Below are 18,553 nucleotides of genomic sequence, written 5' to 3'. Positions count from 1 at the left end.
GAGTTTTTTGATGAGTGTACTAACAGCGGTTGAGGTGGCTCCTTGCCACCGCCAGTTACATAAGTTTGGGGGCAGTAGTTTAGCCGATGCGAAGTGCTATCAACGCGTTGCAACAATTATGGCCAACTATAGTCAACCCGGTGATTTAATGGTGGTTTCTGCCGCGGGTAGTACAACTAATCAGTTGATCAATTGGTTAAAATTAAGCCAAAGTGATCGTATTTCGGCTCATCAAGCTCAACAGTCGTTACGCCGCTATCAACTTGATTTAATTGAATCTCTTTTACCGGAACAAAAAGCCGTAGAATTAAGCCAGTTATTTATTCACGATTTAGAGCGTTTAAGTGCATTGTTGGATCAACCCATAAATGATGCGATTTATGCAGAAGTGGTCGGGCACGGTGAAATTTGGTCAGCTCGCTTGATGGCAGAAGTGCTTGCCCAAGCCGATATGGCAAGTGCATGGCTCGATGCACGTTTATTTCTACGTGCGGAACGTGCGGCACAGCCACAAGTTGATGAAATACAGTCACGGTATTTGTTACAGCAACAGCTAACGCAATTACCTAACCGTCGTATTGTGGTAACAGGGTTTATTTCACGGAATCAGCAAGGTGAAACCGTATTACTCGGGCGCAATGGCAGTGATTATTCTGCAACACAAGTTGGTGCGTTGGCGGATGCTGCTAAAGTGACGATTTGGAGTGATGTTGCTGGGGTATATAGTGCGGATCCTCGTAAAGTGAAAGATGCGTGTTTACTGCCTTTGTTACGTCTTGATGAAGCGAGTGAATTAGCGCGTTTAGCGGCTCCCGTTTTACATACACGGACTTTACAGCCTGTTTCTGTGAGCAACATTGATTTGCAATTAAGGTGTAGCTATCAACCTGAACAGGGTTCAACAAAAATTGAACGGGTGCTTGCATCAGGGGCTGGTGCGAAAATCGTGACTAGTCATGATGATGTGTGTCTGATTGAATTGCGTATCGCCGCGGGGCGTGATTTTAAACAAATCTGCAAAGATGTGGATTTATTACTTAAACGTGCTCAATTGCGCCCTTTGGCTCGCGGTATTCATCATGACCGTTCTTTACTGCAATTGTGCTATACCTCCGAGATTGTCGAAAGTGCCTTAAATACCCTTGAAGAAGCCGGTTTACCGGGGTCATTATCATTACGTGAAGGTTTTTCTCTGGTGGCATTAGTCGGTGCGGGGGTGTGTAAAAAACCGTTACATAGCCACCGCTTTTATGAGGAATTAAAAGGGCAACCTGTTGAATTTATTTGGCATTCAGAGGACGATATCAGTTTAGTTGCTGTTTTGCGTTCTAACCAAACGGAACATCTAATTAAAGGGATGCACCAAAGCTTATTCCGCGCAGAAAAACGCATCGGTTTAGTGTTATTTGGTAAAGGGAATATTGGCGCGCGTTGGTTAGAACTTTTTGCCGCGGAGCAACACAAAATTTCTGCACGTAGTGACTTTGATTTCGTCCTAGCTGGCGTAGTAGACAGCCGCCGTAGCTTACTGAATTACCAAGGGATTGACCCAAGTCGTGCACTCGCTTTCTTTGATGATGAAGCCGTAGAGCATGAGGACGATAACCTATTTTTATGGATGCGCTCCCACCCTTATGATGATTTAGTGGTATTAGACGTCACAGCCAGTGAAACGTTGGCAGATGACTATGTAGATTTTGCCAGTTATGGTTTTCATGTGATTAGTGCAAATAAAATTGCGGGGGCGGCGCAAACGGCGCAATATCGTCAAATTCGCGATGCGTTCGCAAAAACAGGTCGTCACTGGTTATATAACGCGACGGTAGGGGCAGGGTTACCGATTAACTATACAGTACGTGATTTAAAAGAAAGCGGTGACTCTATTCTGACTATCAGTGGTATTTTTTCTGGAACGCTATCATGGCTATTTTTACAGTTTGACGGTTCTATCCCATTTAGCGAGCTAGTAGAGCAAGCTTGGCAGCAAGGGTTAACTGAACCAGATCCACGCATTGATTTATCAGGGCAAGATGTCATGCGAAAATTAATTATTTTAGCCCGTGAAGCGGGTTATGACATCGAGCCGGATGATGTGAGAGTTGAGTCTTTAGTGCCAAAACAAGCACAGGCAGGTTCTTTGGACGCGTTTTTTGAAAACAGTGCGGTTATTAACGAGCAAATGCAGCAGCGCTTAGAAGCGGCGCAAGAACTTGGGTTAGTGCTACGTTATGTCGCACGGTTTGATGCGGTAAAAGGCAAAGCAAAAGTGGGGGTGGAAGCGGTGAAGCCGGAACATCCACTGGCCTCATTATTACCGGGTGACAATGTGTTTGCTATTGAAAGCCGTTGGTATCGAGACAACCCATTAGTGATCCGTGGGCCCGGAGCGGGGCGCGATGTGACTGCGGGTGCTATTCAATCGGATCTGAACCGACTCTCTCAACTTTTATAATCATTTATTCAGTGCATTGGTGTTCTCTTCGGTATTGAGGGCACCAATGCATCATGAAGATTTTTAATTTATCCCTTCATTTTCTGTTTTTTATTCTGATGATTTAATTCTTAAACATTATTCATGTCTTAAAAGTGCTGAATCGACGATATATTGCGCTGAAACAATACTTAAATAAGAAAAATTAATAAAAATAAGGCTGTAATTAAATTTCAGAAAAATCCCCCAAAGTCATTTTTTTCTGATATGAATATACACTGAAGGGTAAATTTAGCGGCCTGCATCACAAAACGACAACTCTAACGCAGCCGACTGAAATTTTGTTACAGGAAACAGGTAGCAGTCTGTTAACCGTGAACCGTGCGGGAATGCATTCTGCCAGAAGCACAAGGTCAGGAGTCTCATGAATCAGCAATATTCCGCAATGCGCAGTAATGTCAGTATGCTGGGTAAGCTACTCGGCGATACCATCAAGGAAGCCTTAGGTGAGGACATACTCGACAAAGTTGAGTCCATTCGTAAGCTTTCCAAATCTTCTCGTGCAGGTAATGAAGTTCAGCGCCAAAAACTGCTGATGACATTACAAAATCTTTCTAATGATGAATTGCTACCCGTTGCAAGGGCATTTAACCAATTCTTAAACCTGACAAATGTCGCTGAGCAATACCACAGTATTTCGCCTCACGGCGAAGCGGCAAGTAACCCAGTAGCATTGAAAAATCTGTTTAGCCGATTAAAAGGCAAAAACTTCACTGATGGTGATATCCAAAAAGCAGTTGAACAGCTTTCAATTGAGCTGGTTTTAACGGCTCACCCAACGGAAATTGCTCGCCGTACGTTGATCCATAAATTAGTTGAGGTAAATAACTGTTTGTCACAACTCGACCATGATGACATTGCGGATTATGAACGCAATAATATCATGCGCCGCTTGCGTCAATTGGTGGCTCAATCATGGCATACCGATGAAATTCGTAAAATTCGCCCAACACCCATTGATGAAGCTAAATGGGGTTTTGCTGTTGTGGAAAATTCATTGTGGGAAGGGGTTCCTGCTTTCTTACGTGAATTTAACGAACAACTTGAGGACTCTATTGGGGCAGTATTACCGGTTGAAGCCAATCCTATTCGTTTTACCTCATGGATGGGTGGAGACCGTGATGGTAACCCGAACGTAACTGCGGATGTGACTCGCCAAGTTTTATTGCTGAGTCGCTGGAAAGCGGCAGACTTATTCCTCAAAGATATTCAAGTATTGGTTTCAGAGCTTTCGATGACGGAAGCGACCTCAGAGCTGCGTGCGTTAGCTGGGGGGGATGACGTTGATGAGCCTTATCGCCAAATCGCGAAAAATTTACGTAGCCAACTATTTTCGACGCTAGAGTACTTAGAGCGCCGTGTAAAAGGCGAGCAAGTTTTACCACCAGCAGACCTATTGGTGGATAATGCTCAATTATGGGACCCGCTATACGCGTGCTACCAATCATTAATTGCCTGCAATATGAAAATTATTGCTAATGGTCAGTTGTTGGATACTCTGCGCCGTATTCGTAGCTTTGGTTTGCAACTGGTACGTATTGATGTGCGCCAAGAAAGTACTCGTCACACTGAAGCCATTGCAGAGCTGACTCAGTATTTAGGGTTGGGTGATTACTCGCAGTGGTCAGAAGAGGAAAAACAACAGTTTTTGTTGGCAGAGCTACAATCTTTACGCCCACTTATCCCGCAAGATTGGCAGCCGAGTGCAGAAACACAGGAAGTGTTTGAAACTTGTCGAGTGATTGCGAAAGCCAAAAATGATTCTGTTGCGGCTTATGTTATTTCAATGGCGAAAGTCCCATCAGATGTGCTGGCGGTTAAATTACTGCTAAAAGAGAATGGGGCGTCGGTTCGCTTACCAGTCGCGCCGCTATTCGAAACACTGGAAGATTTAAATAACGCAGAAAGTGTGATGACCAAGCTGTTAAGCATTGAGTGGTATCGCAACCTTATCGATGATCGCCAAATGGTGATGATTGGTTACTCGGATTCTGCTAAAGATGCAGGGGTAATGGCAGCTTCATGGGCGCAGTATCGCGCGCAAGATGCACTGATTAAATTGTGTGAGAAAGAAGGTGTCACACTGACATTATTCCATGGGCGTGGCGGTACAATTGGCCGCGGTGGTGCGCCTGCACATTCTGCATTACTTTCTCAACCGCCGGGTAGTTTAAAAGGTGGGTTGCGGGTAACCGAGCAAGGCGAGATGATCCGTTTTAAATTCGGTTTGCCGCAAGTTACCATTAGCAGCCTTGCGTTATACGCCAGTGCTATTTTAGAAGCGAACCTTTTACCGCCACCAGAGCCAAAAGATGAGTGGAAGTCCGTGATGGATTCGCTATCTGATGTGTCCTGTGCGATGTACCGTGATTATGTACGTGAACAACCGGATTTTGTGCCTTATTTCCGTGCCGCAACACCGGAGCTAGAGCTAGGTAAATTACCGCTTGGGTCGCGTCCTGCAAAACGCCGCCCAACTGGTGGTGTGGAAACTTTGCGTGCGATCCCATGGATTTTTGCATGGACGCAAAACCGCTTAATGTTACCCGCATGGTTAGGGGCAGGAGCGGCGCTAAAACATGTCATTGAGAAAGAAGGCAAACAAGCCATTCTTGATGAAATGTGGCAGCAGTGGCCATTCTTTAATACGCGTATTGCGATGTTAGAAATGGTTTATGCAAAAGCAGATTTATGGCTGGCGGAATATTACGACCACCGCTTGGTGGAAGAGCGCTTATGGCCATTAGGGCAAAAACTGCGTGACCAGTTATCTGAAGATATTAAAAGCGTGCTGGCGGTTTCAAAAGATGAAGCGCTAATGGCGGATTTACCTTGGATAGCGGAATCCATCGCGTTACGTAATGTTTATACTGACCCATTAAATGTCTTACAAGCAGAGCTTTTACACCGTTCCCGCCAACAAGAGCAGCCAGACCCACGTGTCGAGCAAGCTTTGATGGTGACCATTGCAGGTGTGGCAGCAGGCATGCGTAATACGGGTTAGTTTGTTGATTTTTAAAGTACTTGAATAATCTGAGGGCCACCAAATGGTGGCCCTCATTATTTTTACGGGTTATTACGAGTTGGATGAACCATCGTCTGGTTTATCATGATGAATCAAGTGATACGTAGAGCGAGCTCGAGGGTGAATAAAGAAATGGTTAGCTGGCGCATTATGCGTTTTGATATGCACCATAGAGACATTAGTTTTCTTACCTTGTTTGTTATGGAAAGCATAAATTACAAAGGGCAGTAAGAAAATAATCACAAAGCTAACCGCAAGTAACGTCACATAGGTGGTATTACTCGCACCATTCGGTAAAGAACTCGGTGGGAAGAATGAAATCACAAAGGCTAAGATAGAAACAATTAGGCCGACTAACGCAATGAGAAGTTTAATGCCTTTACCTCCCGGTATATTGAAGACACGTTTTTTCTCTGGTTGTTTGCAAACTAACTGCATATAACCTAAAAATAGCATGAAATAGCTACATAAATAGATAACTACCGTTAAGGCTAGAGCAATAAGGAATGACATATTACCACCGCCCCCAGTATTGGTGAGGACGATAATCGCTACTGTTGTGATCAACAACTGCGAAATCACCAGTGTTACCGGTACGCCATTTTTATTCACCTTGGCAAAGCCTTGCGGCAGAATACCTTTCTGTGCCGCGACATACATCCCGCGGGATGGCCCCACAATCCAAGAGGCAATCTCAGCCAGCACGCCAAGCAATAATAGTGCCGCAATAATTCTCACTGCCCATTCAAGGGATGAATTAAAGTGTGTGACAAGCACATTGAATGTTTGTACCACACCAGCAGATAAATTAATTTCACTGTTTGGGATCACCGCTGCTACCGATAACCCACCAATTGAGCTTAAACAAATTGCCGCTATCATGAGTAAAAACATCGCTGCGGGGTAATCTCGACCGGGGTTTTTCATCTCATTAACGTGAGTTGCTGAAGCTTCAACACCCATATAGCTCAAAATAAAGGCGACAAATACCACGAGTGTGCCAATTTTGGTGAAATCAGGAATAAAGGTTTCAGTACTAATTTCAATGGCCAATGGAGAGCCGCTGGCTAAATAGCTGATCGCTAGAAAGACCAAAATTAGCGCTGGAAGCAAGATGCCTGCGAAAAAACCGACTTTCGCAATCGTGGCAGTATATTTAGTTCCGCCAAATTGGGTGAAAGCCAATACCCAGAGAATAACAAGTGCCCCCTATCGTTTTAGTGATTGGGTCTGTATTCAGTTCTGGCCAATTTAAAATATAAGACAGTGCCCCTAATACGAAATACAGCATAGGAATAAAGCCAATCGCAATTTGTAAATAACCAAATGAAATAGCGGCAAATCCCCAACGTTCGCCTAATGTATTAGAAACCCATGCAAATACACCACCTTCCTCCCAACCTTCTACGGTTGCCATTTCTGCGGCACACAATGCGACAGGAATAAACCACAATAATCCTCCTAATAGCAGGAAAAATACGAGGCTAAAGCCAGATGTTGCAAATGTTGGATATTCATAAACGGCCATCACCATTGATGCAGTGATGGCAAAAAAGCCAAGTAGTGTCAGTTGCTTTGCGGCTGGAGCTGTCGTTGTTGCCATACGAGTTCTCCTCAAATCGATAAACAATCTGCCTTTTCAGGGCGGATCTCAGTAGGAGCCAAAGAACCTAAGGCTCTTTGGCTCGTTAACAACACAATCATGAATAAAAGAATTAACTGTGATTAAAGCCGCCGCCTTCTTCTTCTGTTAGCGGTTTATTGACGGGGTGCTTATCGAAATACTCTAAGGTGCGTTTGAAGTCATCAATGAGTAATGCGGCTAAATCTAAACTAACCCCATGACGCACTAGAATACGTTGAATAACAAGGTCTTCACGGTTTGCTGGCATGGAGTAAGCAGGAACTTGCCAGCCACGACTACGTAGTTTGTCTGCGATATCATAGAGGGAATATTTGCTGGTGGCTGTGCCTTCTTTCAGTTTCCATGCTAATGCAGGGATACCCGTTTGGCTATCACCATCAAAAATCATTTCAAATGGCCCTAATTTTTCAATTTCGCGGCTGAGGTATTGTGCAGTTGCATAGCAAGCGTTGTGGATTTTTGCATAGCCTTCGCGACCCAGTCTCAAGAAATTATAATATTGAGCAATGATTTGACCGCCAGGGCGAGAGAAATTTAGTGCGAACGTTGGCATATTACCGCCTAAATAATTCACATTAAAAATCAATTCTTCTGGAAGGTCTTTGGCTTCACGCCAAATAACCCAGCCAGCGCCTAATGGCGCCAAACCAAATTTATGGCCTGATGCATTAATGGATTTTACACGTGGTAAGCGGAAATCCCATTCTAAATCTGGTGCACAAAATGGAGCTAAGAAGCCGCCACTAGCACCATCCACATGGATAGGAATATCCAGCCCAGTTTCTTTTTGCAGTTTATCGAGCGCATCGTGTACAGCTTTTACGGGCTCATATTGGCAGGTAAATGTCACTCCAAGGGTCGGTATGACACCAATAGTATTTTCATCGACACGTTTGAGTACCTCTTCCGGTGTCATGATGAGGCGGTCACCTTCAAGAGGGATCTCTCGGAGTTCAACATCGAAATAACGAGCAAATTTGTGCCAACAGATTTGAACTGGGCCACAAATTAAATTAGGTTTATCGGTCGGTTTTCCTTTAGCGGCTTGTTTTTTGCGCCATTGCCATTTTAGCGCTAGCCCACCAAGCATTGCAGCCTCTGAGGACCCGATGGTTGAGCAACCAAGGGTATTTTCTGCATCCGGTGAATTCCATAAGTCCGCTAACATATGTACGCAGCGGTTTTCAATTTCTGCTGTTTGTGGATATTCGTCTTTATCTATCATGTTTTTGTCGATAGACAAATCCATCAAATCACGAATTTCATCATCCACCCATGTCTGGCAAAATGTTGCTAAGTTTTGGCGTGAATTCCCATCTAGCATTAATTCATCGCGTACTGCACTAAATACATTACGTGGTGCTTGTTCTTTCAATGGAAACTTGGTTTTTGGTAATGATTTGGATAATTCTAATGATGCGTAGACATCATCCATTCCACTGTGTTTTGAATTTAATGCATTATTACTCATGTTTTAATTCCTCAATGACCATGTGGTAATTAAATACTATTAATCTTGAGCTCAATATTAAATATACGCCGTCTTTTTAAAAATTCAAAAGTGTTCAAATAAAAAAGATAATTTAATGAAAATTGTCATAATTAGAAAGTAACAGTGAAGTGAATGATGGTTTGTGGCCATTTTGGTTGTAGATAATTTTTCTTAATAGCTGATTGTGTTCATAAAATGATGCTAAAAACCACTCAATTTAACTAAGTTATTACATTTTTATGGTTTTTATTTCTATGTATTTAGCTTTTTAGTTGTTTTTATTTGATTTATATGGGCGAAAAATGTAGTGGAAATAAATAAATGTTCATAAAAAACTAATATTTCAATAATTTTAAGTTATGTAACTTTTATTTAAACTCTGATTTTCATAATGTTTAAAGTTAATTTATACCGTTAACCGTTAAATATAATTATTGTGGCAAAATGAATTTGAATATAAAGAAAATAATAGCATGAGTTATATTGTGGAAAAGTAGTTCGCGAATCTAATCAGTTTAGATATCACGTTAATATATTTACCTTAAAGACACTGGTTCTTTTTTAAACAAGAAATAACTAGTTCTAGCTATTTGATATTTTTTTCTGGGAAAATAGAAGATATTTATAAGAATAGAAGAAAATAGCAAAGGGATGAGACAAAATATTCGCCTCATCCGGCTAAATTAAGGCCTAACTCCCAAAGTATGGCAGATAGCATAGGTGAGCTCAGAGCGGTTCAGCGTGTAAAAATGAAAATCTTTCACGCCTTCACGGCTAAGAATTTTGACCATATCCATGGCGATTGATGCGCCGACAAGGTTACGGCTCTCAGGGTCGTCATCTAACCCTTCGTACATTTTACTCATCCATGCAGGAATGCGTACGTTAGTCAGTTTGGCAAAGCGCTCGAGTTGACGAAAGTTAGAGACGGGTAAAATCCCCGGCACGATTTCCACATCAATGCCTGTCGCGACGCAGCGGTCACGAAAACGTAAATAGCTCTCAACATCAAAGAAAAACTGAGTGATTGCACGGTTAGCTCCCGCATCAATCTTCTTTTTTAAACTAATTAAATCGGCTTGAGCGCTTTTGGCTTCAGGGTGAACTTCAGGGTAGGCCGCAACAGAAATATCAAAATCCGCTTCACTTTTTAACAGCTCGACTAGATCAACAGCATACATATCTGGTTTACGGCTGTTGTCAGGTAAATCACCACGCAATGCAACAATATGGCGAATACCATTATTCCAATAGTCACGAGCAATGGCTTTCAGTTCATCAGGGCTTGCATCAATACACGTTAGGTGAGGGGCTGCAATTAAGCCCGTTTTATCTTTAATATCTTTGATGATGCTGTGCGTTCTGTCGCGTTCGCCGGAATTCGCACCATAAGTCACAGAGACAAATTGAGGTTTCAGGTTTTTGAGCCTATCAATAGATTTCCATAGTGTCTGCTCCATCTCTTCACTGCGAGGTGGGAAAAACTCAAATGAAACATTAATTTGGCCATCTAACTCAGCTAAGTTTTGATTTAGCGCTTCGCGCTGATTTGCGTGAAAAAAACTCATACCCTGTAACCTCGCAATTTGCAAACTAACTATTTTTTGTACGTTATTATATCCATTTGTGCGTCTATACGTTTAGACGTCCAAATAGAAATTACCAGATCGGTACCAATAGTCAATACTTAAATTAAATTATGACGCTGAGGTTTTTTCAAAGACAACAGGAAAATAATTCATGATAAAAAACGCGACTCTTTTCAGAGCCGCGTGAGTCGCGTTCGAATCAATGGCTCGTCAGATTTACTCAGTGAAACAGAAGTGCTCAACCATTTGGCTAATTAATTGGCAAGTAGGTTCAATAAAGCGCATATCGATAAATTCATCAGGCTGATGTGCTTGCTCAATAGAACCAGGGCCAAGAACCAACGTCGGGCAGAGCTCTTGTATAAACGGCGCTTCAGTACAGTAATTCACGGTATCCGCTTTTTGCCCCAACAACTGTTCAATTACTGCCACCATCTTGTGGTCCGTTGGGCATTCATAGCCAGGGATCGGCGGATGCATGGGTTCAATCGCCAAGCGCCCCGGCCAACGGGCACTAACAGGCTCAAGAGCTTCATTGAGAAGTTCATCTAAGTCCTGCAAAGTCAGGCCGGGGAGTGGGCGAATGTCCATGTGTAATTCACAACAACCACAAATTCGGTTGGCTGCATCACCTCCATGAATATGACCAAAGTTCATCGTCGGGTAGGGAATGACAAATGCAGGGTTGTTAAATCGTTCTTTTAACGTATTTCGTAAGTCCATTAAATGGGAAATAGACTCATGCATTAATTCAATGGCATTGACCCCACGTTCTGGGTCACTAGAATGCCCCGATTGTCCAGTAATGCGGATAGCATTTGATAAATGTCCTTTGTGCGCACGAATCGGTTGTAACGACGTCGGCTCACCAATAATCGCAAAATCCGGTCTTAGCGCTGTACTGGCTGCAAAATAACGTGCGCCAGCCATCGATGTTTCTTCATCCGCAGTGGCCAATATATGCAGTGGGCGTTTGAGCTGAGTTAAATCCATATCGCGTAACGCATCAACAATGAAAGCAAAAAAGCCTTTCATATCTGCGGTTCCGAGCCCATATAACTTGCCGTCATGCTCTGTTAGCTCAAACGGGTTTTTACTCCAACGTCCATCATCAAAGGGCACGGTATCGGTATGGCCGCATAGCATCAGCCCACCATTTCCTTCACCAATAGATGCAAGCAAATTATATTTATCTCGCGTTTCCGGCACAGGTTGAATTTTGACCGAAAAACCTAACGTCTCCAGCCACCCACCGAGAAGTTCCACCAGGGCTTTATTGCTCTGGTCCAAATGAGAATCAGTCGCACTAATCGACGGAGTCGCAATTAATTGACGATAAATCTCAATAAATGCAGGTAATTTAATATTCACTGTTGACAGCCTTTATCCATAATAGTATCAATATTCATGCACTTTATTTGAATAAAAATACACATTAAACTGTTTGGGTCACGAGTACAAGGTAGAAAGCATATGTTGAACACACTCATTATCGGGGCCAGTGGCTATACTGGAGCAGAATTAGCCGGTTATTTGCAACGCCATCCTGAAGTTAATCTTCAAGGATTGATGGTATCGAAGCAAAGTGCGGATGCAAATAAACGTTTTTCTGATTTACATCCTCAGTATAAAGGCATCATAGACCTTCCCGTTCTGCCATTAACCGATGTCGCAGAAGCAGCGGAAGGTATTGATGTTGTTTTTCTTGCCACTGCACATGAAGTAAGCCACGACATAGCCCCTCAGTTTCTTGAAGCGGGCTGCGTTGTGTTCGACTTATCGGGTGCTTATCGTGTTCAAGATCCTGCGTTCTATACGCAATACTATGGCTTTGAACATACAAATACTGAATGGCTAATGCAAGCAGTTTACGGTTTAGCAGAATGGCAGGCCGATAAAATTCGTCAAGCGCAACTGATCGCAGTACCAGGGTGTTATCCAACGGTTTCCCAATTAGCACTTAAACCATTGATTGAAGGCAATTTGCTAGATGAAGCTATGTGGCCAGTGATTAATGCCACCAGCGGAGTCTCTGGAGCAGGCCGTAAAGCCTCGATGACCAACAGCTTTTGTGAAGTGAGTTTGCAACCTTATGGCATCTTTACTCATCGCCATCAGCCAGAAATTGCGACTCACTTGGGAAGAGAGGTTATTTTTACACCACATTTAGGCAATTTCTCTCGAGGCATCCTTGCAACGATTACGTGCAAAGTAAAAGCGGGTGTTTCGGCAGAAAAAGTCACACAAACGTTTAAAGATGCTTATCAAAATAAACCGTTAGTGCGGTTATATGAAAAAGGCGTTCCTGCATTGAAATCGGTAGTTGGTACGCCGTTTTGTGATATTGGCTATGTATTGAAAGGTGAACACCTGATTTTAGTGGGTACAGAAGATAACCTACTTAAAGGTGCGGCAGCACAAGCCGTTCAGTGCATGAATATTCGTTTTGGTTTTGCTGAAACTCAGTCTTTATTTTAAGAAGGATTAACCCCATGCAACCCTTAGTGATTAAATTGGGCGGAGTGTTACTTGATAGCGTCGAGGCACTTGAAAAATTATTTACAGCGATTCAAACCTATCGGCAAGCACATCAACGTGAGTTGGTGATTGTACATGGCGGTGGCTGTTTAGTTGATGAATTGATGCAAAAACTGCAATTACCTGTCGTTAAAAAGCAAGGGTTACGAGTCACGCCAGCAGACCAAATCGATATCATTACAGGGGCATTAGCGGGTACGGCGAATAAAACATTACTGGCATGGGCAACGAAGTATCAACTTCCAGCCGTAGGGCTTTCTCTCGGTGATGGGCAAAGTGCCACAGTGACTCAATTAAACGAAGAATTAGGTCATGTCGGTGATGCCAAACCTGGCGATGCGAAATTATTGAAATTATTGTTAGGTGCGGGCTATTTACCCATTATCAGCTCTATAGGTATCACACCAGAAGGTGAGTTGATGAATGTAAATGCGGACCAAGCTGCAACCGCTATCGCCCAAGCCTTAAACGCAGATTTGGTTTTACTGTCTGATGTGAGCGGTATTTTGGATGGTAAAGGCCAAAAAATTGACGAAATGACGACGCAAAAAGCGCAAAAGCTCATTGAGCAGGGAATTATTACCGATGGAATGATTGTGAAGGTCAATGCGGCGTTAGACGCTGCGGCAGCCTTACAACGCTCTGTTGATATCGCAAGTTGGCGTCATGCAGAACAACTTCCCGAGCTGTTTAATGGAACAGCAATCGGAACACGGATCTTGGCATCATAAATGAGCCATGGAATAACTATATTAATTGAGCGGATAGGTACGTTATGAAAAAGGGCATTAAAAAGATTGTATTAGCATATTCAGGTGGCCTGGATACATCAGCAATTATTCCATGGCTAAAAGAAAACTATGATGATTGCGAAGTCGTGGCCTTCGTTGCGGATGTGGGGCAAGACCGTGAAGATTTAGTAGGCGTAGAGAAAAAAGCTCTACAATCAGGTGCATCCGAGTGCTATGTCGTCGATTTACGTGAAGAGTTCATCAAAGAATATATTTATCCTGTATTGAAAACGGGGGCGCTATATGAAGGTAGCTATTTATTAGGTACGTCAATGGCTCGTCCAATCATTGCTAAAGCGCAAGTTGAAATTGCCTTAAAAGTGGGTGCAGATGCTGTTGCCCATGGCGCAACAGGTAAAGGTAATGACCAAGTGCGTTTCGAAAGCACCTATACGGCATTAGCACCACAGTTACAAGTGGTTGCACCATGGCGTGAGTGGGACTTACGTTCCCGTGAAGCGCTGCTCGATTATCTGAAAGAGCGTAATATTCCAACAACAGCTAGCCTTGAAAAAATCTACAGCCGTGATGAAAACGCATGGCACATTTCTACGGAAGGTGGTGTTTTAGAAAGCACATGGAATGCTGCAAACCAAGATTGTTGGGTATGGACTGTCGATCCGCAAGATGCACCAGATGAAGCTGAATTAGTTACCGTTGGTGTCAAACACGGTGAAGTCGTTTCGGTAAATGGTCAAGCATTGTCTCCACTTGGCTGTTTAGAAGCATTAAATACTTTAGGTGCAAAACATGGAGTGGGCCGTATTGATATCGTTGAAAACCGTTTAGTGGGTATGAAATCTCGTGGTTGCTATGAAACCCCGGGAGGCACCATTATGATGGCGGCATTACGTGGTATTGAACAACTGGTTCTTGACCGTGACAGCTACAAATGGCGTGAGCAACTCGGCTTAGAAATGTCATATGTAGTTTATGATGGCCGTTGGTTCGCACCACTACGTCACTCGCTGCAAGCGGCTGCTGAATCATTAGCACAAGATGTGACAGGGGAAGTTGTTCTGAAATTATATAAAGGGCAAGTGACTGCGATTCAGAAAAAAGCGGATAAGAGCCTGTATTCTGAGGAATTTGCCACATTTGGTGAAGATGAAGTTTATGACCACAGTCATGCAGGTGGGTTTATTCGTCTTTACTCGCTGTCTTCACGTATCCGTGCGCTGAAAGAACAAAACAAAGCGAAGTAAATCAAATAGTAGTCTCCCGGCAGCCAAGACTGCTGTCGGGGTTAAAAACTTATTTTATCAATCAGGTAGGGATTAGCTATGGCACTTTGGGGTGGACGTTTTAGTCAGCAAGCGGATCAACGGTTCAAACAGTTTAATGATTCATTGCGTTTCGATTATCGCCTGGCGCAACAAGATATTATCGGCTCAGTCGCATGGTCAAAATCACTAGTAACAGTTGGTGTATTGTCTGATAGCGAACAACAAACTTTAGAACAAGCGCTAAACTCCTTACTGAAAGAAGTGCAAGATAACCCTGAAATTATCCTGCAAAGTGACGCAGAAGATATTCATAGCTGGGTTGAAGGTAAGCTGATTGATAAAGTCGGTGATTTAGGGAAAAAATTACATACCGGTCGTAGCCGTAATGACCAAGTGGCAACAGATTTAAAACTGTGGTGTAAAGACCAAGTCGCATTGTTGCTTGAAGCGGTAACCGAATTACAAAAAGCGTTGGTCATCACCGCAGAAAATAACCAAGATGCAGTAATGCCCGGTTATACGCATTTACAACGTGCCCAACCGGTGACATTTGCTCACTGGTGTTTAGCCTATAGCGAAATGCTAGCGCGTGACGAAAGCCGTTTAAAAGATACCTTAAAACGTTTAGATGTCAGCCCATTAGGGTGTGGGGCATTAGCAGGAACGGCTTATGATATCGACCGTGAGCAGCTTGCCTCTTGGTTAGGTTTTTCTTCTGCAACGCGTAATAGCTTGGATACGGTATCAGACAGAGATCACGTTCTTGAATTATTATCGAACGCAAGTATCGGTATGGTTCATTTATCCCGCTTTGCTGAAGATTTAATTTTCTTTAATAGTGGAGAAGCTGGCTTTGTTGAGCTATCAGACAAAGTGACATCGGGTTCATCACTCATGCCGCAAAAGAAAAACCCTGATGCATTGGAATTGATCCGTGGAAAATGTGGGCGTGTCCAAGGTGCATTGACAGGTATGATGATGACCCTAAAAGGGCTCCCTCTTGCTTACAACAAAGATATGCAAGAAGACAAAGAAGGGTTATTTGATGCATTAGATACTTGGTTAGATTGCATGCACATGGCTGCGTTGGTTCTTGATGGTATTCAAATTCGCCGTAGTCGTTGTGAAGATGCTGCGAAGCAAGGTTATGCGAATGCAACTGAACTCGCTGATTATCTGGTTGCTAAAGGTGTTCCATTCCGTGAAGCGCATCATATTGTGGGTGAGGCCGTTGTTGCCGCAATTGGGCAAGGTAAAGCTTTAGAGGAAATGGCTTTAAGTGATTTGCAAAAATTCAGTAGCACTATTCAGTTGGATGTCTATGAAGTTTTATCACTACAATCTTGTTTAGATAAGCGGTTAGCAAAAGGCGGGGTATCTCAGAAACAAGTGGCAAATGCTATTGTAGAAGCAAAAAAACGATTAGAGCTGTGATCGGTTATAGAAGATAAAAATGGGGGGTAGCATGACTACCCCAATTCCCATAGCGCGTTTGTTTTTAAATATATTTAATGGTTAGCATTCCGAGTTGTTTTTCTTCATTCACCCAGTTATATGAATACTCTCCTCTACCTTCATTGATTACCTTCCAACCTTGAGTATTTGCAACATCATTCAAGTTTATTTTGCTGGCAACCATATCAGATTGGTTATTTAAGCAATTCAGTGTGACATGATTGTCGGTCACTTCATTAAAGCAAGACGGAAATACGACTGCCCCAGAGAAATGAATAACCCCATTTTGTTGGTCATTACTTGCATAAGCATGAATAGATGCGGTTGTAACGAGTAACAATACACAGAGTGAACGAAGGCCAAATTTTTGAGTTTTTGTTAATAAATTTTTCATAATAGTATCCCGTCATTGATTTTTGATTAATCAACTTGCTGTATGTTTAAATTAGATTTGTGTGTGATTAAATAAGAATAATAATAATGAACTGATATTCCTTGGTGTTTTTGATGTGGGAATTATAAATTTAAAAACACTATTTAGGTGTAAAATTAAAAAAGGAAATGTTTAAAAATATAAAGAAAACAAAATTACTCTCATTTTAATTTAAAGTTATTCATTTGTATTTTGATGGTTAATAAGGCTGTATATTAAGAAGTTTGCAGTGTTTTGTTTTATTATTTGTGTTTTCTGTTAGTTTTTTATAGTTGGATTCTCTAGTGATTTTCTGTTGTTATCAATCTGTAATAGTGATTAAAATAAAATTTAACAAAATTAAGCTGCAATTTACATTTACTTTTATATAAAAACTTACAAACTTTAATAGAGAGTGAAAGGAAAGATAACAAAATATTTCTTTTGTTTGAGATGAATATAATAAATATTTGTATGTTTTAATTAATTCAAAACTGATGAAGTGTGACTAAATACATATTAAATTCTAATAATTTGGTTATTTTAGTGATATTCACTGAATGTTAAAATGAAGTTAATTTTATCTATTATGTGAATTAATGTCACAAATAGTCTATATTTTTTGAGGAGAATGTTGAGATTTTACTTGGCAACGTTAGGATGTAATTTATTGAAATTTTATTCTAAAAAAACACGGTTAATGCTTTTATTAGGAATGTTATATTGAAATGCTAATGGTAAATGAATTTAATCATTAATTAACTATTCTCTCTGTTGAAGAGTCAGGAATGAGATACATTTTATTTCTAAATATTACACTTTGTTTCATTATATTGCGTGTATCCTTCAAAAATGAGGTTTTCCCCCTATTTTTCAATTTATCAATAGATAAAACAAAACAATATCGATATAGTGATTGGTATTATCTATCTTTGGTTTGACAGAGAATTCACGAAAGGAAAAGAAATATGAATATTCGAGATTTAGAGTACCTTGTCGCACTCGCCGAACATAAACACTTTAGACGTGCCGCGGATTCTTGTCATGTTAGCCAACCTACTCTTAGTGGCCAAATTCGTAAATTAGAAGAAGAACTTGGCGTTATGTTGTTAGAAAGAACCAGCCGCAAAGTTCTTTTCACTCAACAAGGTTTATTATTGGTTGAACAAGCCCGTACTATTTTGCGTGAAATTAAAGTATTACAAGAAATGGCCGCCCTCCAAGGGGAAAGCATGTCGGGCCCATTACATATTGGTTTAATCCCAACGGTTGCGCCATATCTATTACCTCATATTATTCCGCAATTGCACCAAGCTCATCCGAAATTAGAAATCTATTTGCATGAAGCGCAAACTCAGCAATTATTAGCTCAGTTAGACAGCGGTAAATTAGATTGCGCTATTTTAGCGGAAGTTAAAGAAACGGAACCTTTTATTGTTGTTCCGTTATTCGAAGAACCGATGAAACTGGCTATTTATGAGAGTCACCCATGGCATGATCGTGATACGATTGAAATGAGTGAGTTGTCAGGTGAAAAGCTATTAATGTTAGAAGATGGCCACTGTTTACGTGACCAAGCGATGGGCTTCTGCTTCCAAGCGGGCGCGAAAGAAGACACACACTTCAGGGCAACGAGCTTAGAAACGTTAAGAAATATGGTGGCCGCAGGGAGTGGAATTACACTTTTACCTGATTTATCGGTGCCAAATGAAGTTTGTCGTGATGGGGTATGTTATTTAAATTGCATTGAACCTGAACCGAAACGAACTATCGTATTAGTTTATCGCCCGGGTTCACCGTTACGTGGGCGCTATGAACAATTAGCGGAGACCATCTATAACTCAATGGATAACTATTATAAAAATAGAGTTTAGGGTTAAGCTACCAAT

The 18,553-nt window shown here is 41.8% G+C and carries 11 protein-coding genes and 1 pseudogene; 7 read left to right on the top strand and 5 right to left on the bottom strand.

Going from position 1 to position 18,553, the window contains the following annotated elements; translation table 11 throughout:
• Positions 1-10 precede the first annotated feature (10 nt).
• Both M1F26_RS18675 and ppc read left to right on the top strand, forming a co-directional pair.
• On the top strand, positions 11-2,452 hold the full coding sequence (locus M1F26_RS18675; protein WP_140172848.1) for a bifunctional aspartate kinase/homoserine dehydrogenase II: 2,442 nt from the start codon (positions 11-13) through the stop codon (positions 2,450-2,452).
• Positions 2,453-2,855: 403 nt separating this feature from the next.
• Positions 2,856-5,495: a phosphoenolpyruvate carboxylase gene (ppc, locus tag M1F26_RS18670; RefSeq protein WP_140172847.1), complete on the top strand. Its 2,640-nt coding sequence runs from the start codon at positions 2,856-2,858 to the stop codon at positions 5,493-5,495.
• Between the two features lie 72 nt (positions 5,496-5,567).
• Here ppc and gadC read toward each other — a convergent pair.
• The 4 genes and pseudogenes from gadC to argE all read right to left on the bottom strand — a co-directional run bounded on the left by gadC (position 5,568) and on the right by argE (position 11,613).
• Positions 5,568-7,119, bottom strand: a pseudogene (gene gadC, locus M1F26_RS18665) (glutamate:gamma-aminobutyrate antiporter).
• Between the two features lie 112 nt (positions 7,120-7,231).
• The gene (locus M1F26_RS18660) at positions 7,232-8,632 is read right to left on the bottom strand and encodes a glutamate decarboxylase (RefSeq protein ID WP_140172845.1); all 1,401 of its coding nucleotides are present in this window, start codon (positions 8,630-8,632) and stop codon (positions 7,232-7,234) included.
• Positions 8,633-9,336: 704 nt separating this feature from the next.
• Positions 9,337-10,221 carry a methylenetetrahydrofolate reductase gene (gene metF, locus M1F26_RS18655; protein WP_094961904.1) on the bottom strand — a complete coding sequence of 295 codons (885 nt, stop codon included), beginning with the start codon at positions 10,219-10,221 and terminating at the stop codon, positions 9,337-9,339.
• Positions 10,222-10,458: 237 nt separating this feature from the next.
• On the bottom strand, positions 10,459-11,613 hold the full coding sequence (argE, locus tag M1F26_RS18650; RefSeq protein ID WP_318837629.1) for an acetylornithine deacetylase: 1,155 nt from the start codon (positions 11,611-11,613) through the stop codon (positions 10,459-10,461).
• 102 nt (positions 11,614-11,715) lie between these two features.
• On the opposite strand from argE, the gene argC reads away from it, so the two are divergent.
• From argC to argH, 4 genes are all read left to right on the top strand, one after another.
• Positions 11,716-12,720: an N-acetyl-gamma-glutamyl-phosphate reductase gene (gene argC / locus M1F26_RS18645; RefSeq protein WP_200129366.1), complete on the top strand. Its 1,005-nt coding sequence runs from the start codon at positions 11,716-11,718 to the stop codon at positions 12,718-12,720.
• A gap of 14 nt (positions 12,721-12,734) precedes the next feature.
• Positions 12,735-13,511 (top strand): acetylglutamate kinase, encoded by a 777-nt coding sequence (argB, locus tag M1F26_RS18640; protein ID WP_004265333.1) that lies wholly within the window; start codon positions 12,735-12,737, stop codon positions 13,509-13,511.
• Positions 13,512-13,555: 44 nt separating this feature from the next.
• Positions 13,556-14,776 (top strand): argininosuccinate synthase, encoded by a 1,221-nt coding sequence (locus M1F26_RS18635; RefSeq protein WP_004265334.1) that lies wholly within the window; start codon positions 13,556-13,558, stop codon positions 14,774-14,776.
• 78 nt (positions 14,777-14,854) lie between these two features.
• Positions 14,855-16,231: an argininosuccinate lyase gene (gene argH, locus M1F26_RS18630; protein WP_096863587.1), complete on the top strand. Its 1,377-nt coding sequence runs from the start codon at positions 14,855-14,857 to the stop codon at positions 16,229-16,231.
• Between the two features lie 64 nt (positions 16,232-16,295).
• Here argH and M1F26_RS18625 read toward each other — a convergent pair whose 3' ends face one another.
• Positions 16,296-16,646 (bottom strand): hypothetical protein, encoded by a 351-nt coding sequence (locus M1F26_RS18625; protein ID WP_140172842.1) that lies wholly within the window; start codon positions 16,644-16,646, stop codon positions 16,296-16,298.
• Positions 16,647-17,632: 986 nt separating this feature from the next.
• Between M1F26_RS18625 and oxyR the strand changes: the two genes are divergently transcribed.
• Complete coding sequence (gene oxyR, locus M1F26_RS18620; protein ID WP_004265340.1) at positions 17,633-18,538, top strand: DNA-binding transcriptional regulator OxyR; 906 nt, start codon at positions 17,633-17,635, stop codon at positions 18,536-18,538.
• Positions 18,539-18,553 lie beyond the last annotated feature (15 nt).

Source organism: Providencia sp. PROV048 (genome assembly GCF_033688165.1).
GTDB lineage: Bacteria > Pseudomonadota > Gammaproteobacteria > Enterobacterales > Enterobacteriaceae > Providencia > Providencia hangzhouensis.
The sequence above is the reverse complement of the archived record's forward strand: the minus strand, read 5'-3'. Positions and strand labels throughout refer to the sequence as shown.